This window comes from Pseudorhodoferax sp. Leaf274 (assembly GCF_001422445.1).
In the GTDB taxonomy this organism is placed as follows: Bacteria; Pseudomonadota; Gammaproteobacteria; order Burkholderiales; family Burkholderiaceae_C; genus Pseudorhodoferax.
The window spans coordinates 80,101-99,841 of sequence record NZ_LMNA01000026.1; the positions used below are offsets into that span (position 1 = coordinate 80,101).

Genomic DNA, 19,741 nt, shown 5'->3' on the forward strand with positions numbered 1-19,741 from the left:
CGAAGAAGGAGAGGAAGGTTCGCCGGGCTCAGGAGTGTGCGGCGGGCTTTCGGCCCGCCACCATGGGGCTGGGGCGGCCGGCCGGCTCCTGGCACGCACGCGCCGCCGCACGCGCTGCGAGGCAGCGGTACAGGGGGCGTGTGACCAGGTGCATGGGGGCGGCGCTCAGTGTTGCAGGATCTTGTTCAGGAAGTCCTTGGTCCGGGGCTGGCGGGCATCCGGGTTGCCGAAGAAGTCTTCCTTGGAGCAATCTTCAAGGATACGCCCACCGACGTCGATGAAGATCACGCGGCTGGCGACCTTGCGCGCGAAGCCCATCTCGTGCGTCACGCACATCATGGTCATGCCTTCCTTGGCCAGGCTGACCATCACGTCCAGCACCTCGCCGACCATCTCGGGGTCGAGCGCCGAGGTCGGCTCGTCGAACAGCATCACGATGGGGTCCATCGACAGCGCGCGCGCGATCGCCACGCGCTGCTGCTGGCCGCCCGAGAGCTGGCCGGGGAACTTGTCCTTGTGCGCCATCAGGCCCACGCGGTCCAGCATCTTGAGGCCGCGCGTCTTGGCCTCGTCGGCACTGCGGCCGAGCACCTTGATCTGCGCGATCGTCAGGTTCTCGGTGACGGACAGGTGCGGGAACAGCTCGAAGTGCTGGAACACCATGCCGACCTTGGAGCGCAGCTTGGGCAGGTCGGTCTTGGGATCGGTGACCTTGATGCCGTTGACGGTGATCTCGCCCTTCTGGATCGGCTCCAGCGCGTTGACGGTCTTGATCAGCGTGGACTTGCCCGAACCCGAGGGGCCGCAGACGACGACCACATCGCCCTTGTTGATGCTCACGTTGCAGTTGTTGAGCACCTGCACCGGCCCGTACCACTTGGACACGTTGCTGATCTCGATCATTTTTTCAGCCATTTTGATTTCTCCAGATGGGGGGCTTGTTCAGCGGATGATGGCGATCTTCTTGTGCAGGCGCTTGACCAGCCAGGAGAGCGCATAGCACAGCACGAAGTAGACGACCGCGGCGAGCAGGTAGGACTCGATCGGCCGGCCGAAATTCTTGCCGGCCACCTCGAAGCCCTTGAGCATGTCGTAGGCACCGATGGCGTAGACCAGCGACGTGTCCTGGAACAGGATGATGGTCTGGGTCAGCAGCACCGGCAGCATGTTGCGGAAGGCCTGCGGCAGGATCACCAGCGTCATGTTCTGCTTGTAGCTCATGCCCACGGCCAAGCCCGCGAAGACCTGGCCCCGCGGGATCGACTGGATGCCGGCGCGCATGATCTCCGAGAAGTAGGCGGCCTCGAACGCGATGAAGGTGACGATGGCCGACATCTCCGCGCCGATGGGCCGCCCGATGATGAACGGCACGATCAGGAAGAACCACAGGATCACCATCACGAGCGGAATGCTGCGCATGCCGTTGACGTAGAAGGCGGCCGGCGCGTCCAGCCACTTCTTGCCCGACAGGCGCATCAGCGCCAGCAAGGTGCCGAAGAAGATGCCGCCCAGCGTGGCCACGACCGTCAGGAACACGCTGAAGTAAAAGCCCTTCAGCACGAAGTCGGTGATGACGGCCCAGTTGTAGAAGCCGAAGTCGAGATTCATGTCAGTGGCCTCCGGTTCCGCCAGCGGCCACGAAGCCCGGCACGCGCGCACGCTTCTCGATGAAGGCCATGATGCGGTTGATGATCATGGCCGAGATGACGTACAGCACCGTCACGCCCAGGTACATCTCGATCGGGCGGGCGGTTTCCTCGCCGGCCTGCATGGCGAACTGGGTCAGCTCGGCGATCGACACCGCGAACGCGACCGAGGAGTTCTTGAAGATGTTCATGGACTCGCTGGTCAGCGGCGGCAGGATCATGCGGTAGGCCATGGGCAGGATCACGTAGCGGTAGTACTGCCAGGTCGTGAAGCCGACCGCCATGCCTGCGTAGCGCTGGCCGCGCGGCAGGGCCTGGATGCCGGCGCGCAACTGCTCGGCGATCCGCGCCGAGGTGAAGAAGCCCAGCGCCAGCACCACGAGGATGAAGGGTGGCACGTCGCGCATGGACGTGAAGATGGCGGGCACCACGTGGTACCACAGGAAGATCTGCACCAGCAGCGGGATGTTGCGGAAGAGCTCGACCCAGGCGTTGCCGAAGCGCACCCAGCCCGGGCTGTTGGGCAGCGTGCGCAGGATGCCGATGAGGGAACCGACGACCAGCGCCACGGCCAGCGCGGACAGCGCGACCGAAACGGTCCAGCCCCAGGCGGAGATGATCCAGTTGAGGTAGGTGTACGTGTCCCCCGTGCCGTAGCACCCGGGCACCGCCGTTCCCTCGATGGTGTCCTTGCAGAACACCTGCCAATCCCAATTACCCATGGGCTCTCCTCGCTGCTGTTGTCCGATGTACTGCGCCAGAAACAACAAACGCCCGCCACGGCGGGCGGGCGTTTGTGTGTCGGCCGGTGGTTATTCCTTGGTGACGAAGTCTTCTGCAGGCTTGTTGTTCGGGTTCGCCCAGGCAGCCTTGGTGGCTTCGGACAGCGGCAGGCCCAGTGCCACGTTGGCCGGCGGCACGGGTTGCACCATCCACTTGTCGTACAGCTTGGCCAGCGAGCCGTCCTTGATCTGGCGCTCGATGCTGTCGTTGACGGCCTTCAGGAACGCCGTATCGCCCTTGCGCACCATGCAGGCGATGGGCTCGACCGACAGTTCGGGGCCGACGATCGCATAGTCCTTGGGGTTGCGCGACTTCGAGATGTTGGCCGCCAGGATGGAGGCGTCCATCACGAAGGCATCGGCACGGCCGGACTCGAGCAGCAGGAAGCTGTCGGCGTGGTCCTTGCCCATGACTTCCTTGAAGTTGACGCCTTCGGCGCGCTTGTTCTTGCGCAGCAGCTGGACCGAGGTGGTGCCGGTGGTGACGGCCACGGTCTTGCCGTTGAGGTCTTTCAGGTCCTTGATGCCGGAGCTGGTCTTGACCGCCGTGCGCACGACTTCCATGTAGGTGTTGTAGGCGAAGTCCACGTCCTTGGCGCGCGTGGCATTGTTGGTCGTGGAGCCGCACTCCAGGTCGACCGTGCCGTTCTGCACCAGCGGAATGCGGTTCTGCGAGGTCACCGGCGTGTACTCGATCTTGAGTTGCTTGCCGACCTGCTTGGACAGATCCGCCGTGATGCGTTCGGCCATCTCGGTGTGGAAGCCGACGTATTTGCCATTGCCCAGCGTGTACGACAGGGCCGAGGAGTCACGCACGCCCAGGCTGATGCTGCCGCTGGACTTGATCTTCGCCAAGGTGTCGTTGCTCTGTGCGATTGCGCCGCCGGCTGCCAGTGCCGTACACACGATGGCGAGGATGTGCTTCTTCATTCAAACTCTCCTAAGAAAACGAAAGGGGAAATAAGACCTTAAACCGGTAACCGGAGGTCAGCGGAAATACCCGCATGCCCCATGCCGGTGCAATGCATCGCGTGAAAAACTACCTGTCACACTGTCTCCATGCGCGGTCTTGGTGCCGCAGCTGTCATCTGAAAAAGGTCTTGGTGTCCGCATGCGCAACATGCCTAGCAGCTTGTATGCCAGTGCCAAGGGCTGTTTGCAGCGCCGCGGACTGTAAAGGCGGCGCGCCTGTTCCAGCCAATGCCGATTGAACGCAGCCGGATGCAAGAAACGAATAACCCTCACCCGGCACCCTGGACGTCGCCAGCGCGCGCGCCGGCCGTCTCGTTCAGGTAGGTCCACAGGGCCTGCGCGGAGCGCTTGGGCACGGCATGGGCGCCGGGCTTTTCGCGGTAGGCGCGCACATCCAGCGTCATCTCCATGCCGGGCATGCCAGTCGGCGCGGCGCTGACCAGCCGGCGCGCGCGCAGCTCCTTCTTGACCGCGCTGTACGGCAGGAACGCGATGCCGTGCCCCTCCAGGGCCATGGCCTTCAGGCCTTCGGACATGTCGGTCTCGTAGACCCGGTCGAGGTGGATGGGCGTGGGCGACTGCTTGAGCAGCATGTCGACCATCTGCCCCATGTACGCGCCCGGCGCATAGCCCAGGTAAGGCAGCAGCTGGCCCGGCCGCCCGGGCAGCTGGTGCAGCGGCGCGCCATCGGCATCGGCCTTGACATAGGGCGCCATGACCTCGCGGCCCAGGCTGACCATCTCGTAGCGGTTGGCGGCCAACTGGAACGGCTGTGAGCTGTGGTGGTAGGCGATCAGCACGTCGCAGCTGCCCTCCACCAGGCGCATGACGGCATCGTGCACGTTCAGCGCGATGAGCCGGCTCTTGAGCGGGCCGAACTTCTCGCGCAGGCTGGTCACCCAGGCCGGAAAGAAGGTGAATGCCAGGGTGTGGGGCACGGCGAACTCGACCACGTCCTGCCCGGCGGAGTTGTGGCCCCGCAGCATGGCGCGCGTGCTCTGCAGCGCCTGCAGCATCTCCAGCGACTGGGTGTAGAGCGTCTCGCCGGCCGGCGTCAGGCGCGTGGGGTAGGAACTGCGGTCCACCAGGTCGGTGCCGGCCCAGGCTTCCAGCGCCTGGATGCGGCGCGAAAACGCCGGCTGCGTCACATGCCTCAGCTGGGCCGAGCGGCTGAAACTGCGCGTCTCGGCCAAGCTCACGAAATCTTCGAGCCACTTGGTCTCCATCGCAGCATTATGGAACGGAGACAGCGCGCCAATCGCGCAGCACAGGCCGGCCTATTCGATGACGGCAAGCGCCCAAAGCAACACGACCAGCACGGCATACGGGAAGGCGACCGTGGGCCGGACCGCGGCCGCGAGGTACTCCGCCAGCAAGCCGAGCGCGCCCGGGCGTGTGGCGAGCCAGTCGGAATACAGCTGGCAGGCCGCGCGCGGGGCGGCCGCCACGTCGCGCAGCACGGCCTCCACGCGCAGCAGCCGGTCGACCAGGCGCGCCTGGCCGGTGCGCACGACGGCCTCCTGCACCCACAACACGCCGACCAGCACGATGGCCAGCACCGCATCGAAGTTGAGGGCCACGGCCACGGCCGTCAAGGCCACGGCGGCCAGCTTGATCCACAGGGCACTGCGCTCGCTGGCCTCGCAATCGCGGTGCAGCGCCGTCCATTCGCGCCCCAGCAGGGCGGCTTCGCTCGTTTCCATCGGGGCGAGCATAGCCGCCCGCCTGGGTGCCCTCAGCGCCGGCGCTTGTCGATGAAGGCCTGTACCCCGTCCAGGGCCGCGGCATCCATCATGTTGCAGGCCATGGTGGCGCCGGCGTCCTGGTAGGCGGCCGCCATGCCCACCTCGAACTGGCGGTAGAACAAGGCCTTGCCCATGGCCAGCGCGACCTGCGGCTTGGCCACGATGCTGGCCGCGAGCCCGGCCACGGCGTCGGCCAGGGACTCGGGCGCCGCGACACGGTTGACCAAGCCTTTGGCGCGCGCTTCCTCGGCGCCGATGAAGTCGCCCGTCACCAGCATCTCGAAGGCTGCCTTGCGCGGAAGGTTGCGCGACAGGGCCACGCTGGGCGTGGAACAGAACAGCCCCAGGTTCACGCCGCTGACGGCAAAGCGCGCGTCGCTGGCGGCCACGGCCAAGTCGCACATCGCGACCAGCTGGCAGCCGGCCGCCGTGGCGATGCCCTGCACCTGGGCTATCACGGGCACGGGCAGCTTCTGGACCGCCAGCATCAGCTTCGTGCACTGCGCGAACAGGCGCTGGTAGTAGGCCAGCGAGGGCTCGGCGCGCATCTCCTTGAGGTCGTGGCCGGCGCAGAAGGCGCGCCCGGCCGCGGCGATGACCAGCACGCGCAGCGTGTCGTCGGCGGCCGCCGCATCGAGCTCGGCCTGCAGTGCCGTGAGCATGGCCTCGCTCAGCGCATTGAAGGCATCGGGGCGGTTCAGCGTCAGGGTGCGGACGCCGCTGGCGTCCTGGTGGCGCAGCACAAGCGCGGCGGTGTGATCGTTCGAACGGGTCATGGTCGTCTCCAGCCAGGCACCGCAGTCTGCCACCACAATGCCGCCATGCCCGCCACGCCCAAGGCCTTGCCCGCGATCGCGCCGGACCGCTGCACCGGCTGCGGGCGCTGCGTGGGCGCCTGTCCGCCGCATGTGCTGTCGCTGCAGGTGCCGGGCGGCCAGCGCTGGGGACGCAAGAACGCGGTGCTGCACGACAGCGCCGGCTGCACCGGCTGCGCGCTGTGCTTCGTCGCCTGCCCGTTCGACGCGATCCGCATGGAACGGACGGCCGCCGACTAAGCCTTGGCCCGCTGGCGCAGCTCGAACTTCTGGATCTTGCCGGTGGACGTCTTGGGAATGGCCTCGAACCGGATGTCGCGCGGCACCTTGTAGCCGGCCAGGTGGGCCCTGCAGTGCGCCACCAGTTCCTCGGCCGTGACCTGTGCACCGGCCTTGGCCTCGACGTAGGCCACCGGCGTCTCGCCCCAGCGCGGATCGGGCTTGGCCACCACGGCACAGGCCAGCACGGCGGGATGGCGGTACAGCACGTCCTCGACCTCGATGGAGCTGATGTTCTCGCCGCCGCTGATGATGATGTCCTTGCTGCGGTCCTTGATGCGGACATAGCGGTCGCCCTCCAGCACCGCCAGGTCGCCGGTGTGGAACCAGCCGCCCTCGAACGCCTTGGCCGTGGCCGCGGGGTTCTTGAGGTAGCCCTGCATGACGATGTTGCCGCGGAACATGATCTCGCCCATGGTCTCGCCGTCGGCCGGCACCGGCGCCAGCGTGCCGGGGTCCCGCACCGTCATGCCTTCCTGGAGCGCGTAGCGCACGCCCTGGCGGCCGTTCAGGCGGGCCTGCTCTGCGGTGTCGGCGTCGGCCCAGGCGGCGCGCTTGGCGGCCACGCTGGCCGGGCCGTAGACCTCCGTCAGGCCGTAGACATGCGTGATGTCGAAGCCGATCTTCGCCATGCCCTCGATCATCGCGGCCGGCGGCGAGGCCCCTGCCACCATGCCGCGCACGCCGGACACGCCCTCGCGCAGTGCCGCGTCGGCGTTGACGATCAGGCCGTGCACGATGGGCGCGGCGCAGTAGTGCGTGACACCGTGGTCGCGCATCGCCGCCAGGATGGCCGGCGCCTCCACGCGGCGCAGGCAGACGTGCACGCCGGCCTGCAGCGCCACGGTCCACGGGAAGCACCAGCCGTTGCAGTGGAACATCGGCAGCGTCCACAGGTAGCGCGGAAACTGCGGCATGGTCCAGGTGACGACGTTGCTGACCGCGTTCAGGTAGGCACCCCGGTGGTGGGTGACCACGCCCTTGGGGTCGCCCGTGGTGCCGCTGGTGTAGCTGATGGCAATGGCGTCCCACTCGTCCTGCGGGCCGTCGAGCCGCGGCAGCGGCGCATGGGAGGCCAGCCATTCCTCGTAGGTGTGCGCCCCCAGGCGCCGGTGCTCGCCCGCGTACTCGCTGTCGGCCACGTCGACGACCAGCGGCGTGCGCCCATGCTGGCTTCGCAGCAGCGCGAGCGCCTTGGCCATGACCGGCGCGAACTCGGTGTCGGTGATCAGCACCTGGGCCTCGCAGTGGTGCATCTGCCAGGCCAGCAGTTCGGCGTCGAGCCGCGTGTTCAGCGTGTTCAGCACCGCGTTGAGGGCCGGCACGGCGTAGTGCGCCTCGGCCATCTCGGGCGTGTTGGGCAGCATCACGCTCACGGTGCTGCCGCGGCCCACGCCGGCCGCGCGCAGGGCCGCCGCCAGCCGGCGCGAACGCTCGTGCACCTGCGCCCAGGTGTAGCGGCGCTGGCCATGGATGACGGCCGGCAGGTCGCCGAACACCTCGGCCGTGCGCTCGACGAAGCTCATGGGCGACAGGGCCACGTGGTTCGCCGGGTTCTTGCCGAGGTCCTGCTCGTAGATGTTCATGCCGTCTCCTTCGAAGCGTGCAGCGCCTGGTCCAGATCCCACAGGATGTCGTCGATGTGCTCCAGCCCCACCGACAGCCGCACCATGTCGGGCAGCACGCCGGCAGCGACCTGCTGTTCGGGCTCCAGTTGCCGGTGCGTGGTGCTGGCGGGGTGGATGATCAGCGTGCGCGTGTCGCCGATGTTGGCCAGGTGGCTCATGAACTGAGCCGCCTCGATGAAGCGCACGCCGGCCGCCATGCCGCCCTGCACGCCAAAGGCCAGCAGGCCCGAGGCCATGGGCACGCCGCCGATGCCGCGCATCTGCCGCTGCACCAGCGCATGCTGCGGATGCTCCGGCAGGCCCGGATAGTTGACCCAGCCCACGCGCGGATGGCCCTTCAGGAATTGCGCCACCTTCAGCGCATTGCTGCAATGGCGCTCCATGCGCAGCGGCAGCGTCTCCACGCCCTGCAGGATCTGCCAGGCCGACATCGGCGACAGCGCCGCGCCATAGACACGCAGCGTCTCCATGCGCGCGCGCATCGTGAACGCGAAGTCGCCGAAAGTCTCGTGGAACTTCACGCCGTGGTAGCCCGGCGAAGGCTCGGTCATGCCAGGGAACTTGCCGTTGTTCCAGGCGAAATGGCCGTGCGGCCTGCCGCTCTCCACCATCACGCCACCCAGCGTGGTGCCGTGGCCGGCCAGGTACTTGGTGGCCGAGTGCACGACGATGTCGGCCCCCAGCGCGAGCGGCTGGCACAGGTAGGGGCTGGGCACGGTGTTGTCCACCACCAGCGGCACGCCGTGCGCGTGCGCCACCTCCGCCACGGCGGCGATGTCCAGCACCGTGAGGCTGGGGTTGCCCAGGGTTTCGGCGAACACAGCGCGCGTGTTCGGCCGCATGGCGGCGGCGAAGGCCTGCGGGTCGGTGGCATCGACGAAGCTGGTCTCGATGCCGAACTTCTTCAGATTCACCGCCAGCATGGTCACCGTGCCGCCGTACAACGCGCCGGCCGCCACCACATGGTCGCCGGCCTGCAGGATGGTCATCAAGGCCATGGCTTCGGCCGCCATGCCAGAGGCGCTGGCCACGGCCGCACGGCCGCCTTCCAGCGCGGCCACACGCTCCTCCAGCGCCGCCACCGTGGGGTTGGACAGGCGCGAGTAGACGTTGCCGAAGGTCTGCAGGTTGAACAGCGCGGCCGCATGCTCGGCGCTGTCGAACACGAAGCTCGTGGTCTGGTAGATGGGCAGCGCGCGGGCGCCCGTGGCCGCGTCGGGTATCTGGCCCGCGTGGATGGCCAGCGTCTCGGGCTGGAAGATGTGGTCTGCCACGTTCAGCCCCTGTAGAGCGGCCGCCTGGCCGAGACCACGCGCGTGTTCACGCCGGCCCAGTGCAGGCCGCCGAACAGCCGCGCATGCTCGATCTTCACGCAGCGGTCCATCACGCTGTCCAGCCCGGCCGCGCGCACCAGCGCATCGGCCGTCTCGTTCACCACGCCGATCTGCTGCCACAGGCACTTGGCGCCGATGGCGATGGCCTGTTGCGCGATCGGCAGCACGTCCTCGGTGCGGCGGAACACGTCGACCATGTCCACCGGTTCAGCCAGGTCCGCGAGGCTGGCCACGCAGGGCCGGCCCAGCACCTCGCCGCCGGCATAGCGCGGGTTCACCGGGAAGATGGTGTAGCCATGCTGCTGCATGTACCCGGCCGCGAAGTAGCTCGGCCGGTGCCATTCGGCCGACAGGCCGACCACGGCGATGCGCCGGTGCTGGTGCAGGATGCGGCGCAGGGTGCTGATGTCGTCCGCCATGGGGCGCGGTCTCCTGGTTGTGGGGCCGCGCCACTGTAGCGTGCGCTACTTGACGTAGTCGGACACCACCTTCCAGCGGCCGTCCTGGATCTGCGACAGGCGCGAGGCCGTGCTGCCCAGGTGCTTGGTCGGGCTGTAGTCGCTGCCGGCGCTGCCGAACATGTCGGGCTCGTAGCGCATGGTGTCCATGGTCTTCACGAAGCTGTCGGTCGTGAGGTTGGGCCCGGTCTTCTGCAGCGCCTGGACCAGCTGGTCGATGATGTTGTAGCCGTAGACCGAGAACACGGTCGGGTCTTCGTTGAAGCGCGTCTTGTACTTGTTGGCCCAGAAACGCACCGGTTGCGAGGCCTCGTCCAGGTAGGGGTGCAGCACCGTCATGGTGGCGTACATGCCGTCCATGGGCTTGCCGCCCAGCTTGTGGATCAGGTCGGTGTAGGCCGCGCTGGAGGCGAAGAAGGTCGGCAAGTAGCCGGTCTTCTTCGCCTCCGCGATGGTGCCGATGGTCTCGCGGATGATGGTGCCCAGCACCACGAAGTCGCAGTTGGCCGCCTTCAGGCGCGCCACCTGCGAGGAGAAATCGGTCGCGCCGCGCTTGAAGCTGGTCTTTTCGCCCAGCTCCATGTTCATCGCCTTGAGCGCGGCCTCGGCGCCGCGCTGCACCTCCAGGCCGAAGTCGTCGTCCTGGTAGATGGTGCAGATCTTCTTGGCGCCCTTCTCCTTGGCCAGGCCCGGCAGCGCCATGCGGATCTGGTCGTAGTAGGTGGCGGCGAAAGAGTACTTGAGTTTGTGCAGCGGCTCGTACATCTCGCGCGCGGCCGTGATCGGCATGAAGTTGACGATGTTCTTGTCGAACTGCACCGGCATGGCCGCCAGGTTCTGCGCCGTGCCCAGGTGGCCGGCGACGATGAACACCTTGTCCTGGTTCACGAGCTTCTGCGCCGCCAGCACCGCGCGCTTGGGGTCGTAGCCGCTGTCCTCGGCCAGCAGCTTGAGCTTGCGCCCGTGCACGCTGCCCTGCTCGTTGAGTTCCTCCACGCGCAGCAGCATGCCGTTGCGCGCCTGCTTGCCGTAGCCGGCCAGCGGGCCGGACATATCCTGGATGGTGCCGACCAGGATCTCGGTCTTGCTCACGCCCTGCTGCTGCGCCCAGGCGGCGGGCAGCGCCAGTGCGGCGGCAAGAACCAATGGGATGCGTGCGTGCATGGCGGGGTCTCCTTGCGGTTGTGAAAGCGTTCAGCGGCGTTGGCAGCCGTCAGTGGTACAGGGCCTCGATGCGCTCGGCGTATTTCTTCTCCACGAGCTTGCGCTTGAGCTTCATGGTCGGGGTCAGTTCCTCGTCCTCGGCGCTGAGCTGCGTCTCGAGCAGGAAGAACTTCTTGATCTGCTCCACGCGCGCGAACTTGGCGTTGACGCGGTCGAACTCGCGCTGGATCAGCGCCAGCACCTCGGGCGCGCGCGTCAGGCTGGCGTAGTTGCTGAACGGCACGTCGGCGTCCTGGGCGAACTTCTCCACGTTCTCCTGGTCGACCATCACGATGGCCGTGAGGTAGGGCCGGCGGTCGCCGATCACCACCGCGTCGGTGATGTAGGGCGAGAACTTGAGTTCGTTCTCCAGCTCGCTGGGCGTGATGTTCTTGCCGCCGGCCGTGATGATCACGTCCTTCATGCGGTCGATGATGCGGAAGTAGCCCTCGGCGTCCACCGTGCCCACGTCGCCGGTGTGCAGCCAACCCTCGGCGTCGATGGCCTCGGCGGTCTTCTCGGGAAGGTTCAGGTAGCCCATGAACACGTTGGGGCCGCGCACCAGGATCTCGCCCGTGGCCGGGTCCAGCCGCACTTCGTTGAAGCCCGCGGCCGGGCCGATGGAGCCGGGCTTCATGCGCGCGGCCGGCACACCGGTGGCGGCGCCGCAGGTCTCGGTCATGCCCCAGACCTCCAGCATGGGCACGCCCAGCGCGAGGTACCAGCGCACCAGGTCGGGCGAGATCGGCGCCGCGCCCGTCACGAGGTAGCGCGCGCGGTGGATGCCGATCAGCTTGCGCACGTTGTCCAGCGCCAGCCAGCGTGCCAGGCGGAAGCGCAGCTTGTCGCCAGAGGCCACGGGCCGGCCGGCCAGCACGTCGTCGGCGATGCGCTGGCCCACGGCGATGCTCCAGCCGTAGGCGGCCTGCTGCAGCCGGCTGGCGTCCTTGAGCGCGATCGTCACGCCCGAGTAGAACTTCTCCCAGACCCGCGGCACGGCCGTGAACACGGTGGGCGCGATCTCGCGCACGTTCTCGGGCACGGTCTCCGGGTTCTCGACGAAGTTGAGCTTGGCGCCCGTGTACAGCGCCGAGTATTCGCCGCCCATGCGCTCGGCGATGTGGCACAGCGGCAGGAAGCACATGCGCTCGTCCGTCGCGTCCTGCGCCACCAGCGTGTTGTAGCCGCGCGCGGCGTACACCAGCGCGCGGTGGCTGTGCATGGCGCCCTTGGGCTTGCCGGTGGTGCCCGAGGTGTAGACCAGGATGGCCAGGTCTTCGGGCCGGCACGCGGCCGAGCGCTGCTCCAGCAGGCCGGGGTGGGCCGCGGCATGGGCACGGCCGCGCGCGCGCAGCGCCGCCAGGCTCAGCACATCGGGGTCGTCCAGGCCGCGCAGGCCTTCCATGTCGAACACCACGATCTGGGCCAGGTGGGGCAGCTGCGCGCGCACCTGCAGCGCCTTGTCGAGCTGCTCGTCGTCCTCCACGAACAGCACGCGCGTGCGCGAGTCCTCGCACAGGTAGTGCACCTGGCTGGCCGCATCGGTCGGGTAGATGCCGTTGGCCACGCCGCCGGCGCACAGCACGGCGAGGTCGGCCAGCACCCAGTCGACCACGGTGTTGGACAGGATGGAGGCCGTGTCGCCCGGCGCGAAGCCCAGGTCCAGCAGGCCGTGGCCGATCTCGCGCACGCCCTGCGCCACGTCGGCCCAGCTGTGGCTGCGCCAGATGCCGAGCGCCTTCTGGCGCAGCCAGGTCTCGGGGCCGCGCTGGGCGACGGCAGCCCAGAACATGGCGGAAATGGTCTCGCCCGGCACCATGATGTCGGTGCGTGACTGGATGTGCGACAGGTCCCAGAGGTTTGCCATCCTTACCGCCAGTTCTTCTTTTTCTTCCAGCGCCGCTCGCCGCGCACGCCGGCTTCCTTCATGCCGAGGTAGAACTCTTTGATGTCGTCCTTCTCGCGCAGCCGGGCACAGGTGTCTTCCAGCACGATGCGGCCGTTCTCCAGCACGTAGCCGTAGTCGGCCACGTTCAGCGCCATGTTGGCGTTCTGCTCGACCAGCAGGAAGGTGGTGCCGCGCTCGCGGTTGATGCGCACCACGATCTCGAAGATTTCCTTGGTCAGCTTGGGCGACAGGCCCAGGCTGGGCTCGTCCAGCAGGATCAGGTCGGGCGCGGCCATCAGCGCGCGCGAGATCGCCAGCATCTGCTGCTGGCCGCCCGACAGCAGGCCGGCGTCCTGCGCCGCGCGCTCGCGCAGGATGGGAAAGTAGCCGAACACCGCCTCCAGGTCGCGCGCCACGCCGTCGCGGTCGCTGCGCGTGTAGGCGCCCATGGCCAGGTTGTCGCGGACGCTCAGCAGCGGGAACACCTCGCGGCCCTCGGGCACGTGCGACAGGCCCAGGCGCACGATCAAGGCGGGGTCTTGCGCCGTGATGTCCTCGCCCTTGAATTCGATCGAACCCTTGCGCGGATCGAGGATGCCCGAGATGGTCTTCAGGATGGTGGTCTTGCCCGCGCCGTTGCTGCCCAGCACGGTGGAGATCTCGCCGCGCCGCACCTGCAGGCTCACGCCGCGGATGGCCTTGATCGGCCCGTACGCGCTCTCCACGTTCAGCAGCTTCAGGACGGGTTGATCGCTGACGGGGGGTGGAACCTCACTCATGCTGCTCGCCTCAGCGTCGCAACGTCGTCGACGGAGCCCAGGTAGGCCTCCACCACCGCAGGATCGGCCTGCACCTCGGCCGGCGTGCCCAGCGCCAGCACCTCGCCCTGGTTCATGGCCAGCACGCGGTCGGACACCTTGGACACGAGCGACATGTCGTGCTCCACCATCAGCACGGTCACGCCCAGCTCGTCGCGGATGTCCTGGATCCAGAAGGCCATGTCGTCGGTCTCCTCCACGTTGAGGCCTGAAGAGGGCTCGTCCAGCAGCAGCAGCCGGGGCTCGGTGCACAGCGCGCGCGCCAGCTCCACCACCTTGCGCACACCGTAGGGCAGGCCGGCCACCATGGAATCGCGGTGGTGCTGCAGGTCCAGCAGGTCGATCACGCGCTCGACCTTCTCGCGCGCATCGAGCTCGGCCCGCCGCGCGCGCGGCGTGAACAGCAGGTCGCCCCACAAGCCGGTCTGCCGGTGCGTGTGGCGGCCGATCAGCAGGTTGTGCAGCACGGTGGCGTGCTCGAACAGCTCGATGTTCTGGAAGGTGCGCGCGATGCCCAGCGCGGCGATGCGGTGCGCGGGCTGCGCCGTCAGCGATTCGCCGCGGTACAGGATCTCGCCCGCGGTCGGCGTGTAGATGAGGCTGATCAGGTTGAACACCGTGGTCTTGCCCGCGCCGTTGGGGCCGATCAGGGTGAACACCTCGCCCTCGTGCACCTCGAAGCCGACGCGGTTGACGGCCAGCACGCCACCGAAGCGCATGCCGACCTCCTTGACCTGCAGCAGCGGTACCGCGCTCATTTCAGGCGCTCCGACTTCTGGAACGACTTCTGCCGCTTGAACATGCCCTTGCGGTAGAACGGGAACATCGCGAAGTAGGTGCGGATCTTGAGCCAGCGCCCATACAGGCCCAGCGGCTCGAACAGCACGAACACGATCAGCACCAGGCCGTAGACGAAGCCCTGCAGGCCGGGCGCCATGCCGATGGCCTCGGGCAGGTAGCCCTTGCCCAGCGCGATCAGCTGCGGCATGGCGATCAGGAACACCGCCCCCAGGAAGGCGCCGTGCACCGAGCCCAGGCCGCCGATCACCACCATCAGCAACAGGTCGATGGACTGCAGCACGCTGAACTGGTCGGGCGACAGGAAGCTGATCTTGTGCGCGTACAGCGCCCCGGCCAGTCCGGCCAGCGCCGCCGACAGCGCGAACGACAGCGTCTTGTAGCGCGCCAGGTGGATGCCCATGCTCTGCGCCGACACCTCGGAATCGCGGATCGCGACGAAGGCCCGCCCGGTCGGCGCGCGCAGCAGGTTCAGGATGGCCAACGTGGCCAGCACCGCCAGCGCCAGGCACAGGAAGTAGAAGCCCTCGCCGCTGTCGAGCTTGTAGCTGCCGATGGCCGGCGCCTTCATGTGCAGCCCGGCGTTGCCGCCGGTCACGCTCTCCCAGCGCGCCAGAACCTCCTCGACGATCACGCCGAAGGCCAGCGTGGCCATGCCCAGGTAGATGCCCTTCACGCGCAGCGCCGGCAGCCCCACCACCACGCCCACCGCCGCCGCCAGCACGGTCGCCATGGCCATGGCCAGCGGAAACGGCCAGCCCAGGTTGGTCAGCACGCCCTGGGTGTAGGCGCCCACGCCCAGGAAGGCCGCATGCCCCAGCGAGAACTGGCCCGTGAAGCCCGACAGCAGCATCAGCCCCAGGCCGGCGATGCCGTAGATCAGCACGAAGGTCAGCTGCGCCAGCCAGTACTCGGGCAGGGCCAGCGGCGCAAGCAGCATGGCCACGAGCAGCAGGCCATACCAGAAGCGGTGGCCCTCGTGCTTGGCCAGGGCGATGTCCTGGGCATAGCCGGTCTTGAAGAGAAAGCGCATCGTGCCGGGCCCTCAGACTTTCTTGCGCAGGCGTTCGCCGAACAGGCCGTTGGGCCGCACCATGAGCATCAGCAGCACGACGATGTAGGCGGCCGTGTCCTTGAAGCCGTCGGGCAGGTAGAAGCCGGCCAGCGACTCCACCACGCCGATCAGCACGCCCCCCACGATGGCGCCGGGCAGGCTGCCGAAGCCGCCGACCACGGCCGCCGGAAAGGCCTTGAGCCCGATGAAGCCCATGTTGGCGTGCACGAAGGTGATGGGCGCCAGCAGCAGGCCGGCCAGCGCCGCCACCGCCGCCGCCAGCCCCCAGACCAGGCCGTTGAGCCGGCGCACCGGAATGCCCATGTAGTAGGCCGCCAGTTGGTTCTGCGAAGACGCCTGCATGGCGATGCCCAGCTTGCTGTAGCGGAACAGCGCGAACAGCACGGCGCACAGTGCGCCCGTGGCCGCGATCACGACCAGCTGCTCGGCGTTGAGCACGAGCCCGCCCAGCCGGTAGATCTCGTCCTTGTAGGGCACGGGCAGCGTGTGCGTCTCGGTGCCGATGCCGGGCACCATGGTGACCAGGCCACGCGCCACGTAGCCGATGCCGATGGTCAGCATGACGATGGAGAAGGCCGGCTGGCCCAGGATGGGCCGCACCACCACGCGTTCGAGCAGCATGCCCAGCAGGGCCACGGCCACCACCGCGCACAGCACCGCCACCCAGAACGACAGGCCCAGCCAGGTCATCGCGGCGAAGCCGCCGAACGCGCCCAGCATCATGAGCTCGCCCTGCGCGAAGCTCACGGTTTCCGTGGCCTTGTAGATGAGAACGAAGCCGAGCGCGATCAGGCCATAGATGCAGCCCTGCGCGATGCCACTGATCACCAGTTGGAGAAACTGCACCCGGCCCCCGTTTGTTGTGCCGGGTTTATAGCCGCGCCGGGGGCAACGGCGCTCAGGGTTGTTCCGCATGTGCCGGGCCACGGAGCCCGGTCTAGGGGTTTGCCTGGGTCAGTCGGGCACTGGGGCCGCCGTGGGCTGCACCAGGCGCGGGCGTCCGTCGTCGCCGATGGCCACGTAGGTCAGCCGCGCCTCGGTCACCTTCACGTAGCGCTGCTCGGCGTGCCGGCGTTCGGCGTAGACCTCCACCTGCACCGTGACCGAGGTCTTGCCCACGCGCGTGATGGCGGCGAAGAACGACAGCAGGTCGCCCACGCGCACGGGCTGCTTGAAGATGAACTCGTTGACGGCCACGGTGGCGAACTTGCCGACGATGAGCCGCGCCGGCAGCACGCCGCCGGCCAGGTCGACCTGGGCCATGACCCAGCCGCCGAAGATGTCGCCGTTGCCATTGGTGTCCGCGGGCATGGGAATGACCTTGAGCACCAGCTCCATGTCGGTGGGCAGGTGGACGGGGGCGCTTGGATCGGTGGACATCCGGGACAATCTCCGCAGAACGAGAACGACGCCTTCCATTGTCCGCGAGTCCGCGAGTCTGCCAGCCCCCCATGCGCTCCTACGCCCCCGCCACGCCCCCAAACGCCCCGAACGCCCCGAACGCGCCCGCCGCGCCTGCGGCCCCTGCCGCCCCACCCCGCTCGGACTGGGCCACCCTGCGCCGCCTGCTGCCCTACCTGTGGCAGTACAAGTGGCGCGTGGTGTTCGCGCTGGCCTTCATGCTGGGCGCCAAGTTCGCCAACGTGGGCGTGCCGGTGCTGCTCAAGAACCTCATCGACGCGATGACGATCAAGCCCGGCGACCCGGCCGCGATCCTGGTCGTGCCGCTGGGGCTGCTGCTGGCCTACGGCCTGCTGCGCCTGTCGACCTCGCTGTTCGCCGAACTGCGCGACTTGGTGTTCTCCAAGGCCACGCAGGGCACGGCGCGCACCATCGCGCTGCAGACCTTCGAGCATCTGCATGCGCTGTCGCTGCGCTTCCACCTGGAACGCCAGACCGGCGGCATGACGCGCGACATCGAGCGCGGCGTGCGCGGCATCGAGTCGCTGATCTCCTATTCGCTCTACAGCATCGTGCCCACGCTGGTCGAGGTGGCGCTGGTGCTCTCCATCCTGGCCGTGAAGTTCGATGCCTGGTTCGCCTGGATCACGCTGGCCGCGCTGGTGCTGTACATCACCTTCACGGTGACGGTGACCGAGTGGCGCACGCAGTTCCGCAAGCAGGTCAACGAGTTCGATTCCACCGCCCACACGCGCGCCATCGATTCGCTGCTGAACTACGAGACCGTCAAGTACTTCGGCAACGAACGCTACGAGGCCGGCCGCTACGACGAGAGCCTGGAACGGCTGCGCCGCGCGCGGCTCAAGAGCCAGAGCACGCTGTCCATGCTCAACACCGGGCAGCAGCTCATCATCGCCGTGGCACTGGTGCTGATGCTCTGGCGCGCCACCCAGGGCGTGGTGGAAGGCCGCATGACGCTGGGCGACCTGGTCATGGTCAACGCCTTCATGATCCAGCTGTACATCCCGCTCAACTTCCTGGGCGTGCTGTACCGCGAGATCAAGCAGAACTTGACCGACCTGGACAAGATGTTCACGCTGATGGAGCGCGAGCGCGAGATCGCCGACGCGCCCGGCGCGCTGCCGCTGGACACCACGCGCGGCAGCGGCATCCGCTTCGAGAACGTCGATTTCGCCTACGACCCGGCCCGGCCCATCCTGCACGGCGTGAGCCTGGAGATCCCGGACGGCAAGACCGTCGCCGTGGTCGGCCCTTCGGGCTCGGGCAAGAGCACGCTGGCGCGGCTGCTGTTCCGCTTCTACGACATCAGCCCGCTGCCCCCACGCGTGCCCGCGGCCCCTGGTGCGCGGCCCTCCGCTGAGGCTGCCGCCGGCCTGGGGCGGCCCGGCGCCGGCGGCGGCAGCATCCGCATCGCCGGGCAGGACATCCGCGCCGTCACGCAGGCCAGCGTGCGCCAGGCCATCGGCATCGTGCCGCAGGACACGGTGCTGTTCAACGACACCATCGCCTACAACATCGGCTACGGCCGGCCCGGCGCGAGCCAGGCCGAGATCGAGGCTGTGGCACGCGCTGCGCGCATCCACGATTTCATCGCGGCCATGCCCCTGGGCTACCAGAGCATGGTGGGCGAGCGGGGACTGAAGCTCTCGGGCGGCGAGAAGCAGCGCGTGGCCATCGCGCGCGCGCTGCTCAAGGACCCGCCGATCCTGATCTTCGACGAAGCCACCTCGGCGCTCGACTCGGCCAACGAGCGGGCGATCCAGGCCGAGCTGCAGTCGGTGGCGCGCGGGCGCACCACGCTGGTCATCGCGCACCGGCTGTCCACGGTGGTCGATGCGCACGAGATCCTGGTCATGGAGGCTGGCCGCATCGCCGAGCGCGGCACGCACGCCGAGCTGCTGGCGGCCGGCGGGCGCTATGCGCGCATGTGGGCGTTGCAGCAGAACGAGCCGGCGCAGGCCGGCGACGCTCACCAGGCTGTCGGATCGACGCCGTAGAACGTCTGCAGCTCGGCGTACAGCGCCGGGCGCCCGGCCGCCAGCTGCGGCCCCTGCTCGAAGAACACCTCGGACGCCACCGCGAAGAACTCGGCCGGGTTGGTCGCCGCGTAGTCGCCCAGCAGGTTGGCCTCGCCCGCCGCCAGTTGCCGCTGCAGCTGGTCGAACTCGGCCTGCAGCACGCGCGTCCAGCGCGCCGCGCTCATGCCGCGCGGCAGCGGCGGCGCGCCGTTGGACTGGCCATCGGCCTGGTCGAGCTGGTGCGCGAACTCGTGCACCACCACGTTGCGGCCGTCCGCGGGATCGGCGGCGCCGGCCAGCACGTCGTCCCATGACAGCACCACCTGGCCCTGCGACCAGGATTCGCCGGCCAGCACCTGGCGCTCGTCGCGCAGCACGCCGCCGGCACTGTGCTGCACCCGCTCGACCAGGAAGGCGCCCGGGTACAGCAGCACCTGGCGCAGGTTGTCGAAATGCCCGTCGGGCCGCCCCAGCAGCAGCAGGCAGGCCTGGGCCGCCACCACCACGCGCATGGCCTCGGTCACCACCAGGCCATTGCAGCCGATGAAGGGCTTCTCGGCGATGAACACCTGCATGCGCTGCTTGAGCCGGAGCTGCAGGTCGGCCGGCAGCCGCCGCACCTGGGGCACATGCCGCGCCAGCACGCGGCGCCAGGGCGCGGGAAACGGCTGGCGCGCCAGCGCCCGGCGGCGCCAGGCCCGCCAGGCCGGGGCCAGCGCAATGCCCAGCACGGCCAGCAGCGCGCCGAGCAGGACGGCGCCGAACAGGGACTGGGACAGCGTGGGCATCGGTGGCGCAAGGACTTGGATCTGCGCAGCTGGAGGCGCGGGCGCGCATTTCAAGCTTTGGAGCGATGGCCC

20 protein-coding genes are annotated in these 19,741 nt (G+C 68.3%); 2 read left to right on the plus strand and 18 right to left on the minus strand.

Annotated elements, in window-relative coordinates; genetic code table 11:
* Positions 1 to 165: 165 nt before the first annotated feature.
* The 7 genes from ASF44_RS21065 to ASF44_RS21095 form a co-directional block, all read right to left on the minus strand.
* A complete protein-coding gene (locus ASF44_RS21065) occupies positions 166 to 903 on the minus strand; it encodes an amino acid ABC transporter ATP-binding protein (RefSeq protein WP_056901215.1) in 738 nt (245 codons plus the stop codon).
* A 39-nt stretch (positions 904 to 942) separates the two neighbouring features.
* Positions 943 to 1,608 (minus strand): amino acid ABC transporter permease, encoded by a 666-nt coding sequence (locus ASF44_RS21070; RefSeq protein ID WP_056901216.1) that lies wholly within the window; start codon positions 1,606 to 1,608, stop codon positions 943 to 945.
* Between the two features lies 1 nt (position 1,609).
* On the minus strand, positions 1,610 to 2,368 hold the full coding sequence (locus tag ASF44_RS21075; RefSeq protein ID WP_056901217.1) for an amino acid ABC transporter permease: 759 nt from the start codon (positions 2,366 to 2,368) through the stop codon (positions 1,610 to 1,612).
* A 90-nt stretch (positions 2,369 to 2,458) separates the two neighbouring features.
* Positions 2,459 to 3,358: an amino acid ABC transporter substrate-binding protein gene (locus ASF44_RS21080; protein WP_056901218.1), complete on the minus strand. Its 900-nt coding sequence runs from the start codon at positions 3,356 to 3,358 to the stop codon at positions 2,459 to 2,461.
* A 311-nt stretch (positions 3,359 to 3,669) separates the two neighbouring features.
* Positions 3,670 to 4,626 carry a LysR substrate-binding domain-containing protein gene (locus tag ASF44_RS21085; protein WP_056901219.1) on the minus strand — a complete coding sequence of 319 codons (957 nt, stop codon included), beginning with the start codon at positions 4,624 to 4,626 and terminating at the stop codon, positions 3,670 to 3,672.
* A 51-nt stretch (positions 4,627 to 4,677) separates the two neighbouring features.
* Positions 4,678 to 5,103 carry a hypothetical protein gene (locus ASF44_RS21090; protein ID WP_056901220.1) on the minus strand — a complete coding sequence of 142 codons (426 nt, stop codon included), beginning with the start codon at positions 5,101 to 5,103 and terminating at the stop codon, positions 4,678 to 4,680.
* A gap of 32 nt (positions 5,104 to 5,135) precedes the next feature.
* Complete coding sequence (locus ASF44_RS21095; RefSeq protein ID WP_056901446.1) at positions 5,136 to 5,921, minus strand: enoyl-CoA hydratase; 786 nt, start codon at positions 5,919 to 5,921, stop codon at positions 5,136 to 5,138.
* Positions 5,922 to 5,966: 45 nt separating this feature from the next.
* Here ASF44_RS21095 and ASF44_RS21100 point away from each other — a divergent pair, with 45 nt between their 5' ends.
* Positions 5,967 to 6,200: an ATP-binding protein gene (locus ASF44_RS21100; RefSeq protein ID WP_056901221.1), complete on the plus strand. Its 234-nt coding sequence runs from the start codon at positions 5,967 to 5,969 to the stop codon at positions 6,198 to 6,200.
* Here ASF44_RS21100 and ASF44_RS21105 read toward each other — a convergent pair.
* The 10 genes from ASF44_RS21105 to ASF44_RS21150 all read right to left on the minus strand — a co-directional run bounded on the left by ASF44_RS21105 (position 6,197) and on the right by ASF44_RS21150 (position 16,821).
* The gene (locus tag ASF44_RS21105) at positions 6,197 to 7,825 is read right to left on the minus strand and encodes an acyl-CoA synthetase (protein ID WP_056901222.1); all 1,629 of its coding nucleotides are present in this window, start codon (positions 7,823 to 7,825) and stop codon (positions 6,197 to 6,199) included. The genes ASF44_RS21100 and ASF44_RS21105 overlap by 4 nt on opposite strands.
* Positions 7,822 to 9,141: an O-acetylhomoserine aminocarboxypropyltransferase/cysteine synthase family protein gene (locus tag ASF44_RS21110; RefSeq protein ID WP_056901223.1), complete on the minus strand. Its 1,320-nt coding sequence runs from the start codon at positions 9,139 to 9,141 to the stop codon at positions 7,822 to 7,824. Before ASF44_RS21110 ends, ASF44_RS21105 begins: the two co-directional genes overlap by 4 nt.
* A 2-nt stretch (positions 9,142 to 9,143) precedes the next feature.
* Positions 9,144 to 9,620 (minus strand): CoA-binding protein, encoded by a 477-nt coding sequence (locus ASF44_RS21115; protein ID WP_056901224.1) that lies wholly within the window; start codon positions 9,618 to 9,620, stop codon positions 9,144 to 9,146.
* A gap of 45 nt (positions 9,621 to 9,665) precedes the next feature.
* Entirely contained in the window at positions 9,666 to 10,823 is a 1,158-nt protein-coding gene (locus tag ASF44_RS21120; protein WP_056901225.1) for an ABC transporter substrate-binding protein, read from the minus strand.
* 49 nt (positions 10,824 to 10,872) lie between these two features.
* Positions 10,873 to 12,729, minus strand: a complete 1,857-nt coding sequence (locus ASF44_RS21125; protein WP_056901226.1) for a long-chain fatty acid--CoA ligase — start codon at positions 12,727 to 12,729, stop codon at positions 10,873 to 10,875.
* A 2-nt stretch (positions 12,730 to 12,731) separates the two neighbouring features.
* On the minus strand, positions 12,732 to 13,529 hold the full coding sequence (locus ASF44_RS21130) for an ABC transporter ATP-binding protein (RefSeq protein ID WP_056901227.1): 798 nt from the start codon (positions 13,527 to 13,529) through the stop codon (positions 12,732 to 12,734).
* Positions 13,526 to 14,326, minus strand: coding sequence for an ABC transporter ATP-binding protein (locus ASF44_RS21135; RefSeq protein WP_056901228.1), 801 nt, complete (start codon positions 14,324 to 14,326; stop codon positions 13,526 to 13,528). The genes ASF44_RS21130 and ASF44_RS21135 overlap by 4 nt, the downstream gene beginning before the upstream one ends.
* Positions 14,323 to 15,399 (minus strand): branched-chain amino acid ABC transporter permease, encoded by a 1,077-nt coding sequence (locus ASF44_RS21140; RefSeq protein ID WP_056901229.1) that lies wholly within the window; start codon positions 15,397 to 15,399, stop codon positions 14,323 to 14,325. Before ASF44_RS21140 ends, ASF44_RS21135 begins: the two co-directional genes overlap by 4 nt.
* Before the next feature lie 12 nt (positions 15,400 to 15,411).
* Positions 15,412 to 16,287 carry a branched-chain amino acid ABC transporter permease gene (locus ASF44_RS21145; protein WP_056901230.1) on the minus strand — a complete coding sequence of 292 codons (876 nt, stop codon included), beginning with the start codon at positions 16,285 to 16,287 and terminating at the stop codon, positions 15,412 to 15,414.
* Between the two features lie 108 nt (positions 16,288 to 16,395).
* On the minus strand, positions 16,396 to 16,821 hold the full coding sequence (locus ASF44_RS21150) for an acyl-CoA thioesterase (protein WP_056901231.1): 426 nt from the start codon (positions 16,819 to 16,821) through the stop codon (positions 16,396 to 16,398).
* 71 nt (positions 16,822 to 16,892) lie between these two features.
* Between ASF44_RS21150 and ASF44_RS21155 the strand changes: the two genes are divergently transcribed.
* A complete protein-coding gene (locus tag ASF44_RS21155; RefSeq protein WP_056901232.1) occupies positions 16,893 to 18,860 on the plus strand; it encodes an ABC transporter ATP-binding protein/permease in 1,968 nt (655 codons plus the stop codon).
* On the opposite strand, the gene ASF44_RS21160 is transcribed toward ASF44_RS21155, so the two are convergent.
* On the minus strand, positions 18,833 to 19,669 hold the full coding sequence (locus ASF44_RS21160; RefSeq protein ID WP_056901233.1) for a zinc-dependent peptidase: 837 nt from the start codon (positions 19,667 to 19,669) through the stop codon (positions 18,833 to 18,835). The two genes, ASF44_RS21155 and ASF44_RS21160, sit on opposite strands and share 28 nt — an antisense overlap.
* Positions 19,670 to 19,741 lie beyond the last annotated feature (72 nt).

Bases quoted from the DNA above. Each gene is read 5' to 3' on its own strand.
- ASF44_RS21065 (WP_056901215.1), bottom strand. From the start codon at position 903: ATGATCGAGATCAGCAACGTGTCCAAGTGGTACGGGCCGGTGCAGGTG.
- ASF44_RS21070 (WP_056901216.1), bottom strand. From the start codon at position 1,608: ATGAATCTCGACTTCGGCTTCTACAACTGGGCCGTCATCACCGACTTC.
- ASF44_RS21075 (WP_056901217.1), bottom strand. From the start codon at position 2,368: ATGGGTAATTGGGATTGGCAGGTGTTCTGCAAGGACACCATCGAGGGA.
- ASF44_RS21080 (WP_056901218.1), bottom strand. From the start codon at position 3,358: ATGAAGAAGCACATCCTCGCCATCGTGTGTACGGCACTGGCAGCCGGC.
- ASF44_RS21085 (WP_056901219.1), bottom strand. From the start codon at position 4,626: ATGGAGACCAAGTGGCTCGAAGATTTCGTGAGCTTGGCCGAGACGCGC.
- ASF44_RS21090 (WP_056901220.1), bottom strand. From the start codon at position 5,103: ATGGAAACGAGCGAAGCCGCCCTGCTGGGGCGCGAATGGACGGCGCTG.
- ASF44_RS21095 (WP_056901446.1), bottom strand. From the start codon at position 5,921: ATGACCCGTTCGAACGATCACACCGCCGCGCTTGTGCTGCGCCACCAG.
- ASF44_RS21100 (WP_056901221.1), top strand. From the start codon at position 5,967: ATGCCCGCCACGCCCAAGGCCTTGCCCGCGATCGCGCCGGACCGCTGC.
- ASF44_RS21105 (WP_056901222.1), bottom strand. From the start codon at position 7,825: ATGAACATCTACGAGCAGGACCTCGGCAAGAACCCGGCGAACCACGTG.
- ASF44_RS21115 (WP_056901224.1), bottom strand. From the start codon at position 9,620: ATGGCGGACGACATCAGCACCCTGCGCCGCATCCTGCACCAGCACCGG.
- ASF44_RS21120 (WP_056901225.1), bottom strand. From the start codon at position 10,823: ATGCACGCACGCATCCCATTGGTTCTTGCCGCCGCACTGGCGCTGCCC.
- ASF44_RS21125 (WP_056901226.1), bottom strand. From the start codon at position 12,729: ATGGCAAACCTCTGGGACCTGTCGCACATCCAGTCACGCACCGACATC.
- ASF44_RS21130 (WP_056901227.1), bottom strand. From the start codon at position 13,529: ATGAGTGAGGTTCCACCCCCCGTCAGCGATCAACCCGTCCTGAAGCTG.
- ASF44_RS21135 (WP_056901228.1), bottom strand. From the start codon at position 14,326: ATGAGCGCGGTACCGCTGCTGCAGGTCAAGGAGGTCGGCATGCGCTTC.
- ASF44_RS21140 (WP_056901229.1), bottom strand. From the start codon at position 15,399: ATGCGCTTTCTCTTCAAGACCGGCTATGCCCAGGACATCGCCCTGGCC.
- ASF44_RS21150 (WP_056901231.1), bottom strand. From the start codon at position 16,821: ATGTCCACCGATCCAAGCGCCCCCGTCCACCTGCCCACCGACATGGAG.
- ASF44_RS21155 (WP_056901232.1), top strand. From the start codon at position 16,893: ATGCGCTCCTACGCCCCCGCCACGCCCCCAAACGCCCCGAACGCCCCG.
- ASF44_RS21160 (WP_056901233.1), bottom strand. From the start codon at position 19,669: ATGCCCACGCTGTCCCAGTCCCTGTTCGGCGCCGTCCTGCTCGGCGCG.